Below are 18,177 nucleotides of genomic sequence, written 5' to 3' on the forward strand. Positions count from 1 at the left end.
GAGGGGCTAATGTGACGGCATGTCAAAAACGATCCTGGTCACCGGCGCCGGGCGCGGCCTCGGCCGGACCCTGGCCGAGCGGCTGAGCGAGCGCGGCGACACCGTGATCGGGCACGCCCGCAGCGCGGCCGCGCTCGACGGCGTCCCCCACGCGGCGGCGCTGATCGCGGACCTCGCCGACCCGGCGGGCCTGGCGGACGCGGTGGCGGCGCTCGGTGTGGAGCGCCTGGACGCGCTGGTCCACAATGCCGGCGTCCTCAATGTCAACCCGGTCGCCGAGGAGACGCTGGAGTGGTGGCAGCGGACGATGGCGGTGAACGTCGTGTCCGTGGCGGAGCTGACGCGGCTGCTGCTGCCGGCGCTGCGCGCGGCGCAGGGGCACGTCTTCTTCCTGAACTCGGGCGCGGGCCTGCACGCGGCGCCGCGGCTGTCGTCGTACGCGGCGAGCAAGCACGCCCTCAAGGCGATCGCGGACGCGCTCCGCGCCGAGGAGCAGGCGAACGGGGTGCGGGTGACGAGCTTCTACCCGTCGCACTTCGACACCGACATGCAGCGCGGCCTGCGCGACCAGTACGACTCGGACTACGACCCGTCGCGCGCGATGAGCCGGGACACGGTCGCGAAGACGATCCTCGCGGTCCTCGACGCCCCGGCGGACATGGTCGTGAACGAGCTCCGCACGGAGCCCCCGAACCCGCTCCCGATCCGGCCCAGAGGCTAAGCGAACGGGGCTGCGCTCCAAGGGCGCGGCCCGCTCAGTCGAGCTTGGGGGGTCGTCCTCCGGAAGAATATGCGGTGGGGCCGCGCCCTTGCGGGCGCGGCCCCACCGCATACAGGAGGATTACTCAGACCTCCAGGCTCTGCCTCATGCGTCCTCTCATACTTCGAGGCTCTGCCTTATGCGTCCTCTCATACTTCGAGGACGTGCGGCACGATCATCGGGCGGCGGCGGTAGGTGTCGTTGACCCACTTGCCGACCGTGCGCCGCAGGATCTGCTGGAGCTGGTGCGGGTCGGTGATGCCGTCCTGGGCGGCGCGCTCCATGGCGTCGTCGATCAGGGGCAGCACGCCGTCGAACGCCTTCGGGTCCTCGGAGAAGCCGCGCGCGGAGACGGTGGGGCCGCCGACGACCTTGCCGTTCTCGGAGTCGATGACGACCGTGGCGGCGATGAAGCCGCCGTCGCCGAGGACGCGGCGCTCGTTGAGGACCGGCTCGCCCACGTCGCCCACGGAGAGGCCGTCGACGTAGATGAGGTTGTTCGGGATGTGCCCGACGAGGCGGGCGCGGCCGTCGACGAGGTCGACGACGTCGCCGTTCTCGATGACGATGACCTGGTCGGCGGGCACGCCGGACTCGATCGCGAGCCGCGCGTGCGCCTGGAGGTGGCGGGCCTCGCCGTGGACCGGGATCATGTTCGACGGCTTGACGACGTTGAGGACGTACAGCAGCTCGCCCGCGGGGGCGTGGCCGGAGACGTGGACCTTCGCGACGTCCTTGTGGATCACCGTGGCGCCGGTGCGCGCGAGGCGGTTGATCACGCCGTACACGGCGGTCTCGTTGCCCGGCACCAGCGACGAGGCGAGGATGACCGTGTCGTCGGGCTCGACGGTGATGTGCCGGTGGTCGCCGGAGGCCATGCGGCCCAAGGCGCTCATCGGCTCGCCCTGGGAGCCGGTCGACATGTACACGATCTCGTCGGCCGGCAGGCGCACCGCCTCGTCCATGCTCACGATCAGGCCCTCCTGGACGTGGAGGAGCCCGAGGTCGCGGGCGATCGCCATGTTGCGGACCATGGAGCGGCCCACGAGGGCGACCTTGCGGCCGTGCGCGTGCGAGGCGTCCATGACCTGCTGCACGCGGTGCACGTGGCTGGCGAAGGACGCGACGATGATGCGGCCCTTGACGTCCTCGAAGAGCTTGTCGAGGACGGCGCCGATCTGGCGCTCGGAGGTCACGAAGCCGGGGATCTCGGCGTTCGTGGAGTCCGAGAGGAGCAGGTCCACGCCCTGGTCGCCGAGGCGCGCGAAGCCGGCGAGGTCGGTGATGCGCCCGTCGAGCGGGAGCTGGTCCATCTTGAAGTCGCCGGTGTGGAGCACCAGGCCGGCCTCGGTGCGGATGGCGACGGCCAGCGCGTCCGGGATGGAGTGGTTGACGGCGAGGAACTCCAGGCCGAACGGGCCGAGCTGGAGGGTCTCGTTCTCGGCGACGACGATCCCGGCGGGCTTGATGCGGCGCTCGCGGAGCTTGGCCTCGACGAGCGCGACCGAGAAGCGGGAGCCGACGACGGGGATGTCGTTCTTGTGCTCGAGCAGGAACGGGATCGCGCCGATGTGGTCCTCGTGGCCGTGGGTGACGACGACGGCCTCGATGTCGTCGAGGCGGTCGAGGATCGGCGTGAAGTCCGGCAGGATGAGGTCGACGCCGGGCTGGTCGACGTCGGGGAAGAGGACCCCGCAGTCGACGATGAGGAGGCGGCCCTCGTACTCGAACAGGGTCATGTTGCGGCCGATGGCGCCGAGGCCGCCGAGCGGGATGACCCGCAGGGCGCCGTCCGGGAGGGCGCCGGGCTCGCCGAGGTTCTTGGGACGGGTCAGGCCCATCAGGACTCCTTCAGGTCGGCGAGTCGGGCGGCGATGAGGGCGGCGGTGTCGGCGTCGGCCGGGAGCAGCGGCAGGCGCGGCTCCCCGCCCGGCAGGCCGAGGGTGGCGAGGCCGGACTTGACGGCGGCGAGGCCGGGGATGGAGAAGACGGCGGCGGTGACGCTCACCAGCGCGTCGTTGAGGGCGAGGGCGCGGGCGTTGTCGCCGTCGTCGTGGGCGTCGAACATCGCGTTGATCTGGCGGCCGACGAGGTGGGCGGTGACGGAGACGACGCCGATCTGGCCGGTGGCGTAGGCGGCGAGGTTGAGCTCGTCGACGCCGCAGTAGAAGGCGAGGCCGGTGGCGGCGCGGACGCGCTGGGCCTTGGCGAGGTCGCCGGTGGCGTCCTTGACGGCGATGATGCGCTCGTGCCGGGCGAGGCGCGCGAAGGTGTCCTCGCCGATGCCGAGCACGGAGCGCGGCGGGATGTCGTAGAGCATCACGGGCAGCTCGGCGGCGTCGGCGATGGCCTCGAAGTGGGCGGCGACGCCGTCCTGGGTGGGCTTGTTGTAGTAGGGGGTGACGAGGAGGAGCCCGTGCGCGCCGGCCTTCTCGGCGGCCTGCGCGAGGCGCACCGAGTGGCGGGTGTCGTAGGTCGAGGCGCCGGCGATGACGTGGGCGCGGTCGCCGACGGCTTCGACGACGGTCTCGATGACCTGGGTCTTCTCGGCGTCGGTGGTGGTGGGCGACTCGCCGGTGGTGCCGTTGACGACGAGGCCGTCGCAGCCCTGCTCGTCGACGAGGTGGCGGGCGAGGGCGGCCGTCCCGGGGACGTCGAGCTCCCCGGAGGGTGTGAACGGCGTGATCATGGCCGCGAGTGTGCGCCCGAAGGGGCGCGTTGCGTTGCGCATCTGCTTTCACCAATGCTGATTCCGGCGGCGGGGGCGCCTGCGCCCGGCCGCTCGTTCCGTATAACTGTCTCAAGTTTGCTGGGCCCGCGGCCGTGGAACCGGCCCGCGCGTCGCGCGGGGGCCGGGGTCCGGCTGCTGCGGGCGGTGCGCCCGGCGGCTCTACCCCTCGGTGACGTAGGGGCTGGAGGCGACCTCGGTGCCGTCGTCGAGCTTCGTGATCTTGAAGTCGGCGAAGACGTTCGGGGCCTTGTCCTGGAGCTGCTTCAGGCATTCGACGGCCAGCGCCCGGATCTCGACGTCGGCGTGCTCGGAGGCGCGCATGGCGATGAAGTGCCGCCAGGCGCGGTAGTTGCCGGTCACGACGATGCGGGTCTCGGTGGCGTTGGGGAGGACCGATCGCGCCGCTTGGCGCGCCTGCTTTCGGCGCAGGGTGGGGTTCGCGACGTCGGCGAACTTCTTCTCGAGTCCTTCGAGGAGGTCGTCGTAGGCGTGCTGGGCGGCCTCGGCGGCGGCGAGGAAGCGCTCGTGGAGCTCGGGGTCGGCGGCGATCACTTCGGGCTCGACCATGTGGGCGTCGCGCTCGGGGACGTAGCGCTGAGACAGCTGGGAGTACGAGAAGTGGCGGTGGCGGATCAGCTCGTGGGTGAGGGAGCGGGAGATGCCGCTGAGGTAGAAGCTGACGGAGCCGTGCTCGAGGACCGAGAGGTGGCCGACTTGGAGGATGTGGTCGAGGTACCCGGCGTTGGTGGCGGTCTTGGGGTTGGGCTTGGTCCAGGACTGGTAGCAGGCGCGGCCGGCGAACTCGGCGAGGGCCTGGCCGCCGTCGGCGTCGGTGTCCCAGGGGACGTCGTCCGGCGCCTCGAAGTGCGTCCAGGCGATGAGTCGGACGTCCATCGGTACGATCTCGGGCATCCCCGGTCCCCCTCGTTTCGTGTTCGGTGCCTGTTAGTGCTGGTTCTCGACTCTCTGAGGGTACTCGGGGGGCGAGTGTGTCCCTGCACGCGCCCGGCTACGCGAGGAGATCGCGTGTTCTTGTTGGGGCGCGCGGGGCGGTCCGCCGCACCCCGGCTCCAGCGCGCCGCTTGACAGACGTCAGAAATGATGTCATGATGGTGTCATGGACTTGACGCCGTATATCGAATCGCTCCGCCGGAGCCTCACCGCCGCCGCCGCGCCGGGCGGGGAGGACGCCGCGCGGACTGCGGAACTGCTGTCGGAAGCGCTCGACGCGGGTGCGCGCCTGGCGCTCATGGAGGCTCTCAGCGAGGCCGCCGCCGAGATCACCGCCGGGCTCGACCAGGCCGGCTCCTCGGCGTCGGTCGATCTGCGGGTGCGCGGCAAGGAGGTCGACCTGCGGGTGAGCGGCGGCGAGACCGCCGAGGCCGCACCGCCGCCGGCCCCGCCGGTGGACGACGACGTCGCCCGCATCACGCTGCGCCTGCCGGAGTCGCTCAAGGAGGACGTCGAGCGCGCCGCCTCCAAGGACGGCGCCTCGGTGAACGCCTGGCTGGTGCGCGCGATCAACAACGCGGTCCACGCCTCGCGCACCTCGGGCCAGCCCGCCGGCGCGAAGTACAGCCAGCGCATCACCGGCTACGCCCGGGCTTAGGAGCACGAGGATGAACGAGTACACCGAATTCACCCACGACGGACCGGTCACGGCGGCGATCACGCTCGCCGACGGCTCGGTCACCGTCACCGCCCACGACCTGGACACCGTCCTGGTCGAGATCAAGCCCGCCCAGCGGCGCGTCGACAACGACTCGGACGCGGCCGACCTGGCGAGCGTCTCGTTCGAGAACGGGCACCTGCGGGTGGTGGCTCCCGAGAAGCCGCAGAACTGGTTCTTCCGCAAGGAGATCGGCGTGCACCTGTCGGTGCGGCTGCCGGTCCGCTCCGAGGTCTCGGTCAAGACGACCTCGGCGCCGATCAGCCTCCACGGCAAGCTCGGCGCGGTCTCGATCAACACGGTCGCCGGGTCGGCGACCGTGGAGAGCGCCACGAGCGTGCGGGCGAACACCGTGTCGGGTTCGATCAGCGTCATCGACACGACCGAGGACTTCCGCGCGAACACCGCCTCGGGCCAGGTCAAGGCCGACCACGTCGGCGGGGACTTCTCCGCGAAGACCGTGGCCGGCTCGATCACGGCCGAGCGGCTCGACTCGAACGCGAACGTGAACACCCTCTCGGGCGGCATCGAGCTCGGGGCGCTGCGCTCCGGTTCGGTGAAGGCGAACACGGTCTCGGGGCGCATCAGCCTCGGCGTGGTCCCCGGCACCGACATCTGGGTGGACCTCGACGCGAAGGCCGGCTCGGTCACCTCCGAGCTGGCGACCGGCGACACCTCGCCGGCCCCGTCGAGCGACGGCACGAGCCTGGAGGTGCGGGCGCGGTCGGTGTCGGGCGACATCTACCTGCACCGCGCCAGCGCGTTCGCGTAAGACTTCGATCCAACACCCACGAGCGGGCCCGGTCACCACGGTGGCCGGGCCGCTTGGCGTCCCGGGCGCGGAAGAGGGGCTCAGACGTCGGGCTCAGACGTAGAAGAACGTGAACGGCTCCCACGGGAGGTTCCGCAGGATCGTGAACGCGCCCCAGGCCGAGAGGAACACGGTGATCAGGCCCGGGGTGAGGTGGAAGGTCGGGAGCCGCCAGGTGCGCCGCGGGAAGAGGCGCGGCAGGGCCCAGCCGAGGTACATCCAGGCGATGAACGGGGCGGCGAACACGGCCATCACGTGGTGGCGCGCGGCCTCGGGCAGGTTGAGCGTGAGCACGTAGTAGAACGCGCGAGTCCCGCCGCAGCCGGGGCAGTCGAAGCCGGTGGCGAGCTTGAACAGGCAGGTGGTAGGGCCGGTGTCGTCGGTGGGGTTGGTGGCGACCACGCCGGCGGCCGCAGCGGCGAAGCAGGAGAGGATCGCGAGCGGAGCGAACCAGGGCCGCACGACGACGTCGGTCACCCAGCGCCGCACGGGGTTCCCGCTGCGGCGGGGCGGCTGCTCGGGGTCCGGCCGCGACTCCAGGGTCGCCTCATCGACTGCGCACACAAGCCCTCCTCACCGAACAGCGTAGCGGGCACGCCGAGCGCCCGGCGGCCCCGATCGGATTGCCCCCGGTTCAACACCCTGACACGCGGGTCCGACAGGACGGTTCCGGCATTTCGCGGCGCGTGGGGGAAAGCACGGATTTCGTCCGATTCGGGGGCTTAGGCTCGGGGGATGCTGGGAGTGCTTGGGCGCCGGGTGCTGGGCGCCGCCGCCGCGGTCGGGGTGCTGGTCGCCGCCTCGGGGTGCGTGCGGCTCGACCTGGGGCTGGAGATCCGGTCCGACGACACGGTCGGCGGGGAGTTCACCGCGGCCTGGAGCAAGGACTTCCTGGAGGAGGCCCAGGACCAGGGCCTGGACCGGGCCGAGCTCGACGCGTTCCTGGACGCGCTCCTCGACGGCGTGCCGGGCACCGAGCGGACCGCGTACGACGAGGACGGCTTCCAGGGCCAGACCGCGACGTTCACCGACCGGCCGCTGGCCGACTTCGCCGAGTTCGGCGGCGACGAATGGGGCTACCTGCGCCTGACCCACGTGGGCCGCGAGTACGACCTCGAAGGCTACTGGGACCTGCGCGCCGCCGGGTTCATCGACCCCGCAGCGTTCGACGACGCCGAGATCCTCATCAGCGTGAACTTCCCCGCCGCGGTCACCGAGCACAACGGCGAACTCGACGGCCGCACCGTCACCTGGACCATGACGCCCGGCCGGGACTACGAGATGCGCGCGACCGCCGTCGAGCCGAACGGCTGGGGCTTCCTCATCGCCGGCGTCGGCTGCTTCGTCCTCGCGGTCGGACTGATCTGGCTGGTCCAGCGGCGCGCGCTCCGGAAATACTCCACCGGCGTATCGCCCCGTTAGTTCGCGCACAAACCGTAGCCGCCGCGTGCACGCCCCGTATCCTGGGAAACCTTTGGCGATCACGGAACGGTAACGCACGCCCGCCGCACGGCGCCGGAAGGGAAGGGGGACGGGTGACCCAGTACCAATCGAAGAGCAAGGGCCACAAGGAGAAGGACCCGAGCCTCGAACTGAGCGTCGGACAGGTCCTGGCGGCCGCCGGAGCGACCGTCCTCGGCGCGGTCCTCGCGAAGCTCCTCAACCTGTGGGGCACGATCCCCGGCACCGCGTTCCTCAGCGTCTTCTCCGCGATCGGCTCCGTCCTCATCCTGCGCGCCATCCGCAGCACCGGCGACCGCGTCAAGGCCCAGATCCAGGCCATGGCCCCCAAGGGCCCCGCGAAGGGCACCGCCGTCACCGTCGAACTCGACCCCGACGGCACCGGCGAGGGCGTCAAGGCCACCCCGAAGATCCCCGAGACCGCCATAGCCGCCGCGGAGGAGGCCGCGGGCGACGAGCCCACCGCCGAGATCCCCGCCCCCGCGCCCGAGACGCACCTCGCGAAGTCCGCCTCCCGCAAGCGCACCCTCCTGGCGATCCTCGTCTCCAGCGTCCTCGTCTTCGGGCTCACCATCGGCACCCTCTACCTGCTCGGCGCGCTCACCGGCGACCCCGAGCGGCTCATCAACGCCGACCCCGACACGACCACCACCGTGATCATCCAGAGCCCCGGCGAGGACGCCACCAGCGCCGAGGAGACCCCGAGCGAGTCCGCCTCGCCGAGCGAGTCCCCGTCCGCGTCGCCCAGCGCCAGCGGCTCCCCCAGCGAGTCCCCCACGGCCACCGCGAGCCCGAGCGAGACCCCCTCGGCCGACACCGGCCAGGGCGGCTCCGAGGCCACCCCGACCCCCGAGACGCAGGACGAGACCAGCCCGGCCCCAGAAAGCACGACCGCCGGCTGACCGAGGCGGTCGACCGGCGGTGCGAGCGGTGTGCGGCTAGTCGAGCAGGTCGTCCAGGCCCACGGTGAGACCGGGGCGCTTCACGACCTCGCGGATCGCCAGGAGCACGCCCGGCATGAACGACTCGCGGTCGAGCGAGTCGTGCGCGATCACGAAGCGCTCGCCGGGACCGCCGAAGCGGACTTCCTGGCTCGCCACATACCCGGCCGAGCGGACCGCGTGGATGTGCACGCCGTCCACGTCGGCGCCGCGCGCGCCCTGCGGGTCCGACTCGGTCGCGTCCGGCATCCCGTCGAGGCCGGCCTCCGCGCGCGCCGCGGCGATGAGCCGCGCCGTGTGCACCGCCGTGCCCGAAGGCGCGTCCACCTTGCGCGGGTGGTGCGCCTCGATGATCTCCGCCGAGTCGAAGTGCTTGGCGGCCTTGGCCGCGAACTGCATCATCAGGACCGCGCCGATCCCGAAGTTCGGGGCGATCACCGACCCGACCTCGGGGTCCGCGGCGAGGATCTCCCGCGCCGCCTCCAGCCGCTTCGCGTCGAACCCGGAGACGCCGACGACGGTGTGGATGCCGCGGTCGGTGCACCAGGCCAGATTCTCCATGACGACGTTCGGCAGCGTGAAGTCCACGACCACGTCGACGCCGGCGACCTTCTCCAGCGGCTCGTCGCGGCCCACGGTCGCCGTCAGCTCCATGTCGTCGGCGGCGTCGACCGCCTCGCACGCGGCCCGGCCCATGCGGCCCCGGGCCCCGAGCACCCCCACCTTGATCATCGGAAGTCCTTCTCGTCGAACGGCCCCACGGCCGCGATCGTCATCGGCTGCGACAGGACCGCCGCGGCCACCGAGCGGACCTGCTCGGCGGTGACCGCCTCGATGTCCGCCAGCTCCCGCGCGATCGAGTAGTGCTCGCCGTACAGGAGCTCCTCGCGGCCCAGGCCGTTCATGTGCGAACCGGAGTCCTCCATGGACAGCACCACGCCGCCGCGGGCCATGCCCTTGCCGCGGCGCAGCTCCTCGTCGGTCACGCCCTCGGCCGCGACCCTCGCCAGCTCCTCGAGCACCAGGTCGCGCACCTGGTGGACCTTGTCCGGGTTGGACCCCGCGTAGACGCCGAACATGCCGGTGTCCGCGAAGTACGTCGTGAACGAGTACACCGTGTACGCCAGGCCGCGCCGCTCGCGCACCGACTGGAACAGCCGCGAGGACATGCCGCCCCCGAGGATGTTGTTCAGCACCTCGAACGCGTCCTTGCGGTCGTCGTGCCGCGAGAACAGCCGGCAGCCGACCACCAGGTGCGCCTGCTCGGTGTCGTGGCGCTCCACCAGGAGCCGCCGCGGCTCGGGCAGGACCTCGGCGTCCTCCCGGCGCCCGCACGGCTCGCCCGTGCCGCCGAGCAGGGGGCCGAACGCCTCCTGCACGAGCTTCACGGTCTCGGCGTGGTCGACCCCGCCCGCGGCGCACACCGTCAGGTTCGGGGCCCGGTAGTGGAGCCGGTAGAAGTCGTAGATCTGGTCGCGCGTCAGCGCGCGCACCGTCTTCGGGTCGCCCGCGATGTCCCGGCCGAGCGCGCCCGTGCCGAACAGCGCCTGCGAGAACAGCTCGTGGACCACGTCGGACGGCTCGTCCTGGGAGGCGGCGATCTCCTCCAGGATCACGTCCCGCTCGACCTCCACGTCGGCCTCGGTCACCAGGGAGCCGCACATGGCGTCCCCCAGCACGTCGATCGCGATCGGCAGGTCGTCGTCGAGGACCCGCGCGTAGAAGCACGTCAGCTCCCGCGCGGTGTACGCGTTCGACTCGCCGCCAACGGCCTCGATCGCCTCCGCGATCTGCGTGGCGGTGCGCTTCTCGGTGCCCTTGAACAGCAGGTGCTCCAGGAAGTGCGAGACGCCGGCGAGCTCGGGGGCCTCGTCGCGGGCCCCCACCCCGACCCACACGCCGACGGACGCCGAGCGCATGGTGGGGACGGTTTCGGTCAGCACACGCAAACCGCCGGGCAGCACGGTCAGCTTGACCGTGCCGCCCAGCGGGTCGTCTATGAGCGTGCGAGTCTGGGGTCGACTCATCTACTCTTCCGAGCCTCCGGCGTCCTCGGTGCGGCGGGTGCGGCGGCGGCGGCGCTCGCCGTCCCCGCCCTCGCCGCGGTCGGCGGACCGCTCACCGCGGTCGGCGGGCCGCTCGGAGCGCTCGCCGCGGTCGCGGCGCTCGCCCCGGTCACCGCCGCGCTCACCGCGCTCGCGGTCGCGACGGGGCCCGCGGTCGCCGCGCTCGCCCCGCTCGCCGCGGGACTCCTTGCGCTCGGCCGGGCGGCCCTTCTTGTAGCCCTCGGGCTCCTGGCCCTCCGGGTAGACCTTGTCGAGGTAGATCTTGCCGCGGTTGTCGATGTCGCCGATCTCGACCTCGATCTTGTCGCCGACGCCGAGGACGTCCTCGACCCGCTCGACGCGCTTGCCGTCGCCGACCTTCGAGATGTGCAGCAGGCCGTCGCGGCCCGGCACCAGCGAGATGAACGCGCCGAAGTCGGTGGTCTTGACGACCGTGCCCAGGAACCGGTCCCCCACGTTCGGGAGGGTCGGGTTCGCGATGGCGTTGATCGTCTCGACCGCGGCGGCCGCGGCCTCGCCGTTCTCCGCCGACACGTAGATCGTGCCGTCGTCCTCGACGGTGATGTCCGCGCCGGTGTCGTCCTGGATCTGGTTGATCGTCTGGCCCTTCGGGCCGATGATCGCGCCGATCTTGTCGACCGGGATCTTCAGCGTCGTGATCCGCGGCGCGGTCGAGGCCAGCTCGCCCGGCTCGGAGATCGCGTCGAGCATGACGTCGAGGATCGCCTGGCGGGCGTCGTTGGCCTGCTGGAGCGCCTGCGCCAGCACCTCCGACGGCAGGCCGTCGAGCTTGGTGTCCAGCTGGAGCGCGGTCACGAACTCGGCGGTGCCGGCGACCTTGAAGTCCATGTCGCCGTAGGCGTCCTCGGCGCCGAGGATGTCGGTGAGGGTCACGTACTTGGTGCCCTCCTCGGTCTCCTCGGAGATGAGACCCATCGCGATGCCCGCGACGGGGGCCTTGATCGGCACGCCGGCGTTCATGAGCGACATCGTGGACGCGCAGACCGAGCCCATCGAGGTCGAGCCGTTCGACGCCAGCGCCTCGGAGACCTGGCGGATCGCGTACGGGAACTCCTCGCGGCTCGGCAGCACCGGCACCAGGGCGCGCTCGGCGAGCGCGCCGTGGCCGATCTCGCGGCGCTTGGGCGAGCCGACGCGGCCGGTCTCACCGGTCGAGTACGGCGGGAAGTTGTAGTTGTGCATGTAGCGCTTCTTGCTGACCGGCGACAGCGTGTCGATGGCCTGCTCCATGCGCAGCATGTTCAGCGTGGTGACGCCCATGATCTGGGTCTCGCCGCGCTCGAACAGGGCCGAGCCGTGGACGCGCGGCAGGATGCCGGCCTCCGCGCCCAGCGGGCGGATGTACGCGGGCAGGCGGCCGTCGATGCGGACGCCCTCGTTGATGACCCGCTTGCGGACCAGCTTCTTGGTGAGCGAGCGCAGGGCGGCGGACAGCTCGCCCTCGCGGCCCTCGAAGTCGGCGCCGACCTTCTCGAGCATGACGCTCTTGACGCGGTCGAGCTCGTCCTGGCGCTCGGTCTTGTCGGCGATCTGGAGCGCCTGGTCCAGCTCGGCCGACACGGCCGCCTCGACGGCCGCGTAGGCGTCGTCGAGGTAGTCCGGGAAGCGCGGGTAGTCGGCGGCCGGCTTGGCGGCGACGGCGGCCAGCTCGGCCTGGGCGCGCACCAGCTCGGCGATGACCGGCTTGACGGCCTCGAGGCCCTCGGCGACGACCTCCTCGGTCGGCTTGGTGCCGCCCGCGGCGATGAGGTTGAGCGTGTTGTCGGTGGCCTCGGCCTCGACCATCATGATCGCGACGTCGCCCGAGTCGAGGACCCGGCCGGTGACGACCATGTCGAAGGTGGCCTTCTCGATCTGCTCGAGGGTCGGGAACGCGACCCAGCTGCCGTCGATGAGGACGACGCGGGTCGAGCCCAGCGGGCCCGAGAACGGCAGGCCGGCGAGCTGCGTGGACATGGAGGCGCCGTTCATGGCGACCACGTCGTACTCGTCCTTGGCGTCCACCGAGAGGATGGTGCCGATGACCTGGACCTCGTTGCGCAGGCCCGACACGAAGGACGGGCGCAGGCCGCGGTCGATGAGGCGGCAGATGAGGATGGCGTTCTCGCTCGGGCGGCCCTCGCGGCGGAAGAACGAGCCGGGGATGCGGCCCGCGGCGTACATCCGCTCCTCGATGTCGACGGTCAGCGGGAAGAAGTCGAAGTGGTCCTTCGGGTTCTTCGAGGCCGAGGTGGTCGAGAGGACCACGGTGTCGTCCATCTGGACGATCGCGGAGCCCTGGGCGAGCTTCGCCAGGCGGCCGGTGCTGAAGACGATCTTGCGGGTGCCGTACTCGCCGTTGTCGATGACGGCGGTGGCGTGGTGATCCCCGAGGTTGAACGCCTCGGGTGTCCGGTCGTTATCGGACATAGAGTGTCGATCTCCTTGTGTAGTTCGGAAGCGCGTGTCCCGCCACGCTTTCCGGTCTTCGATCGAAGCACTCGGAGTCGGGTCCCTGCCTGGAGGGACGTTCCGGATGCCACTACCGAGGACCGGTGCGGTCTCAGGCGGAGCCGCGCCGCGCCTCGCACGAGGCGCTTGCGATGGAGCATGTTGCTCACCGCCCACCATACGTCACGCGGCCGACGCGGCGGCAGCCGCGAAGCGAAAGTGAGGCGAGATAACGCCTTCCGGGGCGGCGGCGGGCACGGCGAAGGGAGCGCCCCGAGCGGGACGCTCCCTTCGTCAAGTCCGTCTTAGGCGTTGTCGCGGATGCCGAGGCGCTCGATGAGGCCGCGGTAGCGCGTGATGTCTTCCTTCTTCAGGTACTTGAGCAGGCGGCGGCGCTGACCGACCAGCAGCAGCAGGCCACGACGCGAGTGGTGGTCGTGCTTGTGCGTCTGGACGTGAGCGGTCAGCTCCTTGATGCGGTGGGTCAGGATCGCCACCTGCACGTCGGTCGAGCCGGAGTCGCCCTCGTGGGTGGCGTACTCCTTGATGATCTCGGCCTTCTTCGCAGCGTCGAGCGCCATGGTCGAACACCCTTTCGTTTGATGTCAGGCCAGTCCGCGGTGTCGTGCAGGCTGGTCAGTGTGCGAACGCACGAGTCGGGAATGCCCGAGTCGTGGATTCACGACCAGGGTAACAGGGGCGTTAGTCCAGCTCCAAGGCCCGGCGGGTGTCTGCGACGTCCGTCTCGATCTGCTTGATGAGCGGCTCCAGGCCCGAGAAGGCGACCTGGCCGCGCAGGCGGGCGGTGAAGTCGAGGCGCACGTGCTCGCCGTAGAGGTCGCCGTCGAAGTCGAGGAGGTACGCCTCCACGGTGCGCTCGGAGCCCTCGAAGGTCGGGTTGGTCCCGACGCTGATCGCGGCCGGGTGGCGCAGCGAGTCGCGGTAGAACCAGCCCGCGTAGACGCCGTCGGCGGGGATCGCCATGCCGGCGGGGACGTCGAGGTTCGCGGTCGGGAAGCCCAGGGCCGTGCCGCCGCGGCCGGCGCCGTGGACGACGATGCCCTCGACGCCGAAGTCGCGGCCGAGGACCTCGGCCGCGCCGGCCACGTCGCCCTCGGCGACGAGCCGGCGCACGCGCGTCGAGGAGTACGCCTCGGTGTCGGCGGTGAGAGTCTGCGGCAGGACCTCGAAGCCGAACTCGGCGCCGAGCTCCGCGAGCTTCGCGACGTCGCCGGCGGCCTTGTGGCCGAAGCGGAAGTTCTCCCCCACGACCACGGCCTTGGCGTGCAGGGCGCCGACGAGGAGGTGGCGCACGAAGTAGTCGGGGCTCAGCTGCGAGAGCTCCTTCGTGAAGGGCAGCACGCAGACCGCGTCGACGCCGAGCGCGCCGAGGAGCTCGACCCGGCGCTCCACCGAGGCGAGCTGGGCGGGGACCGCGTGCGGCGCGACCACGGCCGTCGGGTGCGGGTCGAAGGTGACGACGACGCAGCGGGCGTCGCGCTCGGCGGCGGCCTTCGCAGCCGTGCGCACGAGCGCGGCGTGGCCGCGGTGCACGCCGTCGAACACGCCGACGGCCACGACGGATGCGGGCCAGCCCTCGGGAGTCGCGTCTATTCCACGCCAGGTTTCCACGTGGACGATCTTCTCACTGCCCGGCGGCGGCGGCCATCCGGACGCGATCGCAGTGAGGACTACAGCATCATCGACGAGTCGGCGTTGCCGCCCGAGGCGAAGATCAGCAGCATGAGGACGCCGACGGCGACCAGCAGCAGGATTCCCAGCAGGAGCCAGGCGTTGCCCGCGAGTTCGGGCTGGCGGGGCTGCTCCTCCGCGAGGACCTGGGGTTCGTCGTGGTGGGCCTCCGGGACCGCCTGCTCGGCGAGCGTGTGGCGGAACTCCTCCGGAAGATCACTTGCCGCGTACGAGCTCATGGCTTTCTCCTGACGACGAGTTCCGGGTTGCTCCTTCAATTGTCGAGAGACCGTCGGCTATCCGACCGAGGTTTCCAGGAATCCGCCTGACAACAACGCGATTTCGCCCTGCTGGAAATTACACGGCCGTGACGGCCCTACCTCGCCGAACGTCCTGTACCCGACAGAAGTCTCCCCCCGTCACATAAGACGTGACATCTTCATGTCCAGGTACGACCGATGGGAGTCCATGGATGAACCGCAAACTCCTCGCGCTGGTGGCCGCCGGCGCCTTCCTCATGTCCGTCGCCGCCCCGGCGCCCGCCGCCGCGGCGGCGACCGGGTGCACGCGCACCGGCAGCTACACCGTGTGCCGCACGAATCCGGGCGGGGCCGTCAAGGACCCGGCGATCATCGACGAGATCGTGCGCCAGATCGACGCGACCGGGAAGGGCGACACCGTCCGCGCCGCGGTCTACCAGTGGTCGCTCGACAAGCCGGTCACGCCGCTCGCCGAGGCGATGGTGGACGCGAAGCGGCGCGGCGTCGACGTGCGGGCCGTGGTGGGGCAGCTCAGCACCAACCCGACCTCGAACAACCCGGTGATCAGCAAGCTCAAGGGCGCGGGCATCCCGGTGCGGCAGTGCAAGGGCGCGTGCCTGCCGAACGCCGACGGGGACCGCGAGGGCCCCATGCACAACCGGTTCTTCCTCATCGAGCGGGACGGCTCGCCGACGGTCCTGGTGACCAACCAGAGCTTCGTGCGCTTCCACACCACCCAGTCGAACAACCTGCTCGGCGTCCACGGGGACCGGGGGCTGTTCGACTTCTACTCGTCCTACTGGTCCCGCCTGTACGCCGGGGACTGGGACGGGTGGACCGACAAGAACCGGGGCCCCACGGGCGACCTGGGCCGGGCGTGGGTGTTCCCGCGCGGGAGCGACCCGGTCGCGCAGCAGCTCGCCGAGATCACCAAGTGCGGCAGCGGGGACCGGGTCCTGGTGGGGCACGCGAACTTCCAGTCGAAGCGGCCCGCGGTGCGCGCCGAGCTCGACCGCATCCAGGGCCTGGGCTGCCAGGTGCGGGTGGTGGTGCTCGACGGCGAGACGAGCAGCCCCGGCTGGATCGAGGACCGGCTGGGGTCGTCGAACGTGCGGGTGCACGAGTCGCACCGCAACAAGTTCATCGTGGCCGAGGCGTACTTCGGGGGCACGCACCGCGCCGTCGTGTGGACCGGCACGCACAACCTGAACGGGAACGCGATGAAGCACGCCGACGACAACCTGCTGCGCGTCGCGAACCAGGCCGTGGCCGACCTGTACGCGGGCTTCTTCCAGCAGCTGTGGCAGGGCGCCAGATAGCGGGAGGGGAGGGGCCGCGGCCCCTCCCCTCCGATGCCGAGCGCGTCAGCCCTTGACCGAGCCCGCCAGCAGCCCGCGCACGAAGTAGCGCTGGAGCAGCAGGAACACCACGAGCGGCACGACGATGGCGACGAAGGCCGCGGCCGGGAGCCGCGTCCAACCGAAGCCCCACGTGCCGGCCATGTCGCCGAGGACGGCGGTGAGCGGCCGGGTGGCCTCGCCGCCGCCGAAGGTGCGGCCGACCAGGAAGTCGTTCCACACCCACAGGAACTGGAAGATCGCGATCGAGGCCAGCGCCGGCGTCACCAGCGGCAGCACGACCTTGCGGAAGATCTGCGAGTGGCTGGCGCCGTCGATGCGGGCGGCCTCCATGACGTCGCCCGGCAGCTCCCGCATGAAGTTGTGCAGCAGGAAGATCGCCAGCGGCAGGCCGAAGATCGAGTGCGCGATCCACACCTGCACGATCGTGTTGACGCCGTCGAGCTCCCAGGCCGGCATGATCGTCACGCTGCCCACGTGCAGGCCCTGGCTGAAGAAGGACAGCAGCGGGATGAGCGCCATCTGGAGCGGCACCACCTGGAGCGCGAAGATCGCGATGTACAGGAAGTTGCGGCCCTTGAAGTCGATCCAGGAGAGCGCGTAGGCGGCCATCGCGGCGAACGCGACGGGCACGACCACGCCCGGGATCGTGATGACGACCGTGTTGATCAGGTTGCGGATGAGCCCGCCGCCCTGGGAGTCCGAGTAGAGGACGTAGTTGTAGGTGTCCAGCGTGAACGTCGGGTTGGTGAACATCGTCCACCAGCCCGAGTCGCGGATGTCGTCCTCGGGCCGGAAGGACGAGATGAACAGGCCCGCGGTCGGGATCGTCCACAGCACCGCGATGACGAGCGCGGCGATGCTGGCGACCCGGCTGGAGAGGACGCGGCGGAGGCGCTCGCCGCGGCTCTCGCCGATGCGCGCGACCGGCTGGGCCTCGGCGGCGGGGTCCGGGATGTCGGTGCCGATCGGGACGGTCATCGGGCCTCCAGTTCCTGGCGGCGCATGTTGCGCACCTGGTAGATGACGACAGGGATGACCAGCGCGAACAGCAGCACGGCCATGGTGGCGCCGCGCCCGTCGTTGCCGAGGCGGAACGCCTGGTCCCACATGTTGTGGGCGAGGACGTCGGTGCCGTGGTGGCCGCCGGTCATGGCCCGCACGATGTCGAACAGCTTCAGCGTGGCGATGAAGACCGTCACGGCCACGACCACGATCGCGGAGCGGATCGAGGGCACCGTGACGTTCCAGAAGATCTCGGAGGGGCTCGCGCCGTCGATGCGGGCGGCCTCCACGATCTCGGTCGGGACGCCCTTGAGGGCGGCCGAGAGGACGACGGTGGCGAAGCCGACCTCGATCCAGATGAGGACGACCATGAGCAGGAAGTTGTTCCACGGCGACTCGTTGAGCCAGTTCACCGGCTGGGCGCCGATCCAGACCAGGAGCTGGTTGAGCAGGCCGATCTGGTCGCCGGAGCCGGTGTACTGGTAGACGAACTTCCAGATGATCGAGGCGCCGACGAAGGAGATGCCCATGGGGAGGAAGACGAGCGCCTTGTAGGTGCGCTCGCCGCGGCGGCCGTCGATGAGGACGGCGTAGACCAGGCCCACGGCCGTCGACAGCAGCGGGACGATGATGATCCACATCGCGGTGTTGACGAGCACTTGCAGGGCGTCGGGGTTGGTGACGGCCCACGAGTAGTTCTCCAGGCCGACGAACTCGGTGCCGTCGCCGCTGAAGAAGGACATGACGAACGTCCGCACGGCCGGGTAGACCAGGCCGACGAGCAGGAAGACGACCGCGGGGGCCAGGAAGACGGCGGCGACCGCGCGGCTGCGGTCGCGGCGCGACGCGAGTTCGGCCAGGCCGTAGAGGGCGAGCAGGATCGCGACGAAGGCGACCAGCCCGACGGCCAGGAGACCGAACCGGTCGGTGAGGTCGGAGATGTTCACGTTGTGCGACTCCAGATTGTGCGTG

Annotated in this window: 18 protein-coding genes; 6 read left to right on the forward strand and 12 right to left on the reverse strand. The window is 70.9% G+C overall.

Annotation, left to right across the window (positions count from 1 at the left end):
- Window positions 1-19 precede the first annotated feature (19 nt).
- Complete coding sequence (locus EIW28_RS05255; protein WP_125246610.1) at window positions 20-721, forward strand: SDR family oxidoreductase; 702 nt, start codon at window positions 20-22, stop codon at window positions 719-721.
- 188 nt (window positions 722-909) lie between these two features.
- Here EIW28_RS05255 and EIW28_RS05260 read toward each other — a convergent pair whose 3' ends face one another.
- From EIW28_RS05260 to thyX, 3 genes are all read right to left on the reverse strand, one after another.
- Entirely contained in the window at window positions 910-2,601 is a 1,692-nt protein-coding gene (locus tag EIW28_RS05260) for a ribonuclease J (protein WP_125246611.1), read from the reverse strand.
- The gene (gene dapA / locus EIW28_RS05265; RefSeq protein ID WP_125246612.1) at window positions 2,601-3,491 is read right to left on the reverse strand and encodes a 4-hydroxy-tetrahydrodipicolinate synthase; all 891 of its coding nucleotides are present in this window, start codon (window positions 3,489-3,491) and stop codon (window positions 2,601-2,603) included. The genes EIW28_RS05260 and dapA overlap by 1 nt, the downstream gene beginning before the upstream one ends.
- A 159-nt stretch (window positions 3,492-3,650) precedes the next feature.
- Entirely contained in the window at window positions 3,651-4,403 is a 753-nt protein-coding gene (gene thyX / locus EIW28_RS05270; RefSeq protein ID WP_125246613.1) for an FAD-dependent thymidylate synthase, read from the reverse strand.
- A 205-nt stretch (window positions 4,404-4,608) separates the two neighbouring features.
- On the opposite strand from thyX, the gene EIW28_RS05275 reads away from it, so the two are divergent.
- Window positions 4,609-5,100, forward strand: coding sequence for a toxin-antitoxin system HicB family antitoxin (locus EIW28_RS05275; protein ID WP_125246614.1), 492 nt, complete (start codon window positions 4,609-4,611; stop codon window positions 5,098-5,100).
- 10 nt (window positions 5,101-5,110) lie between these two features.
- Window positions 5,111-5,932, forward strand: coding sequence for a DUF4097 family beta strand repeat-containing protein (locus EIW28_RS05280; RefSeq protein WP_125246615.1), 822 nt, complete (start codon window positions 5,111-5,113; stop codon window positions 5,930-5,932).
- 93 nt (window positions 5,933-6,025) lie between these two features.
- Here EIW28_RS05280 and EIW28_RS05285 read toward each other — a convergent pair whose 3' ends face one another.
- On the reverse strand, window positions 6,026-6,535 hold the full coding sequence (locus EIW28_RS05285; protein ID WP_197717069.1) for a DUF2752 domain-containing protein: 510 nt from the start codon (window positions 6,533-6,535) through the stop codon (window positions 6,026-6,028).
- Between the two features lie 171 nt (window positions 6,536-6,706).
- On the opposite strand from EIW28_RS05285, the gene EIW28_RS05290 reads away from it, so the two are divergent.
- The gene (locus EIW28_RS05290; protein WP_125246616.1) at window positions 6,707-7,393 is read left to right on the forward strand and encodes an LppM family (lipo)protein; all 687 of its coding nucleotides are present in this window, start codon (window positions 6,707-6,709) and stop codon (window positions 7,391-7,393) included.
- A gap of 113 nt (window positions 7,394-7,506) precedes the next feature.
- Window positions 7,507-8,334, forward strand: a complete 828-nt coding sequence (locus EIW28_RS05295) for a hypothetical protein (RefSeq protein ID WP_125246617.1) — start codon at window positions 7,507-7,509, stop codon at window positions 8,332-8,334.
- A 36-nt stretch (window positions 8,335-8,370) separates the two neighbouring features.
- On the opposite strand, the gene dapB is transcribed toward EIW28_RS05295, so the two are convergent.
- From dapB to EIW28_RS05325, 6 genes are all read right to left on the reverse strand, one after another.
- A complete protein-coding gene (gene dapB, locus EIW28_RS05300) occupies window positions 8,371-9,105 on the reverse strand; it encodes a 4-hydroxy-tetrahydrodipicolinate reductase (RefSeq protein ID WP_125246618.1) in 735 nt (244 codons plus the stop codon).
- Window positions 9,102-10,400, reverse strand: a complete 1,299-nt coding sequence (locus EIW28_RS05305; protein WP_125246619.1) for a M16 family metallopeptidase — start codon at window positions 10,398-10,400, stop codon at window positions 9,102-9,104. The genes dapB and EIW28_RS05305 overlap by 4 nt, the downstream gene beginning before the upstream one ends.
- Window positions 10,401-12,869, reverse strand: coding sequence for a polyribonucleotide nucleotidyltransferase (locus EIW28_RS05310; protein WP_125246620.1), 2,469 nt, complete (start codon window positions 12,867-12,869; stop codon window positions 10,401-10,403).
- 326 nt (window positions 12,870-13,195) lie between these two features.
- The gene (gene rpsO / locus EIW28_RS05315; protein WP_125246621.1) at window positions 13,196-13,471 is read right to left on the reverse strand and encodes a 30S ribosomal protein S15; all 276 of its coding nucleotides are present in this window, start codon (window positions 13,469-13,471) and stop codon (window positions 13,196-13,198) included.
- Window positions 13,472-13,592: 121 nt separating this feature from the next.
- Window positions 13,593-14,522 (reverse strand): bifunctional riboflavin kinase/FAD synthetase, encoded by a 930-nt coding sequence (locus tag EIW28_RS05320; protein WP_125246622.1) that lies wholly within the window; start codon window positions 14,520-14,522, stop codon window positions 13,593-13,595.
- 59 nt (window positions 14,523-14,581) lie between these two features.
- Window positions 14,582-14,821 (reverse strand): hypothetical protein, encoded by a 240-nt coding sequence (locus EIW28_RS05325; RefSeq protein ID WP_125246623.1) that lies wholly within the window; start codon window positions 14,819-14,821, stop codon window positions 14,582-14,584.
- A gap of 233 nt (window positions 14,822-15,054) precedes the next feature.
- On the opposite strand from EIW28_RS05325, the gene EIW28_RS05330 reads away from it, so the two are divergent.
- A complete protein-coding gene (locus EIW28_RS05330; protein WP_125246624.1) occupies window positions 15,055-16,161 on the forward strand; it encodes a phospholipase D-like domain-containing protein in 1,107 nt (368 codons plus the stop codon).
- Between the two features lie 45 nt (window positions 16,162-16,206).
- Here EIW28_RS05330 and EIW28_RS05335 read toward each other — a convergent pair whose 3' ends face one another.
- A complete protein-coding gene (locus tag EIW28_RS05335; RefSeq protein WP_125246625.1) occupies window positions 16,207-17,181 on the reverse strand; it encodes a carbohydrate ABC transporter permease in 975 nt (324 codons plus the stop codon).
- Complete coding sequence (locus EIW28_RS05340) at window positions 17,178-18,152, reverse strand: carbohydrate ABC transporter permease (RefSeq protein WP_125246626.1); 975 nt, start codon at window positions 18,150-18,152, stop codon at window positions 17,178-17,180. The genes EIW28_RS05335 and EIW28_RS05340 overlap by 4 nt, the downstream gene beginning before the upstream one ends.
- Window positions 18,153-18,177 lie beyond the last annotated feature (25 nt).

This window comes from Glycomyces terrestris, from assembly GCF_003933745.1.
Taxonomy (GTDB): Bacteria; Actinomycetota; Actinomycetes; order Mycobacteriales; family Micromonosporaceae; genus Glycomyces; species Glycomyces terrestris.

Coding starts and splice junctions, on each gene's coding strand:
- EIW28_RS05260 (WP_125246611.1), bottom strand. CDS start 2,601: ATGGGCCTGACCCGTCCCAAGAACCTCGGCGAGCCCGGCGCCCTCCCG.
- thyX (WP_125246613.1), bottom strand. CDS start 4,403: ATGCCCGAGATCGTACCGATGGACGTCCGACTCATCGCCTGGACGCAC.
- EIW28_RS05280 (WP_125246615.1), top strand. CDS start 5,111: ATGAACGAGTACACCGAATTCACCCACGACGGACCGGTCACGGCGGCG.
- EIW28_RS05305 (WP_125246619.1), bottom strand. CDS start 10,400: ATGAGTCGACCCCAGACTCGCACGCTCATAGACGACCCGCTGGGCGGC.
- EIW28_RS05335 (WP_125246625.1), bottom strand. CDS start 17,181: ATGACCGTCCCGATCGGCACCGACATCCCGGACCCCGCCGCCGAGGCC.
- EIW28_RS05290 (WP_125246616.1), top strand. CDS start 6,707: ATGCTGGGAGTGCTTGGGCGCCGGGTGCTGGGCGCCGCCGCCGCGGTC.
- EIW28_RS05330 (WP_125246624.1), top strand. CDS start 15,055: ATGAACCGCAAACTCCTCGCGCTGGTGGCCGCCGGCGCCTTCCTCATG.
- EIW28_RS05275 (WP_125246614.1), top strand. CDS start 4,609: ATGGACTTGACGCCGTATATCGAATCGCTCCGCCGGAGCCTCACCGCC.
- dapA (WP_125246612.1), bottom strand. CDS start 3,491: ATGCGCAACGCAACGCGCCCCTTCGGGCGCACACTCGCGGCCATGATC.
- EIW28_RS05255 (WP_125246610.1), top strand. CDS start 20: ATGTCAAAAACGATCCTGGTCACCGGCGCCGGGCGCGGCCTCGGCCGG.
- rpsO (WP_125246621.1), bottom strand. CDS start 13,471: ATGGCGCTCGACGCTGCGAAGAAGGCCGAGATCATCAAGGAGTACGCC.
- EIW28_RS05310 (WP_125246620.1), bottom strand. CDS start 12,869: ATGTCCGATAACGACCGGACACCCGAGGCGTTCAACCTCGGGGATCAC.
- dapB (WP_125246618.1), bottom strand. CDS start 9,105: ATGATCAAGGTGGGGGTGCTCGGGGCCCGGGGCCGCATGGGCCGGGCC.
- EIW28_RS05325 (WP_125246623.1), bottom strand. CDS start 14,821: ATGAGCTCGTACGCGGCAAGTGATCTTCCGGAGGAGTTCCGCCACACG.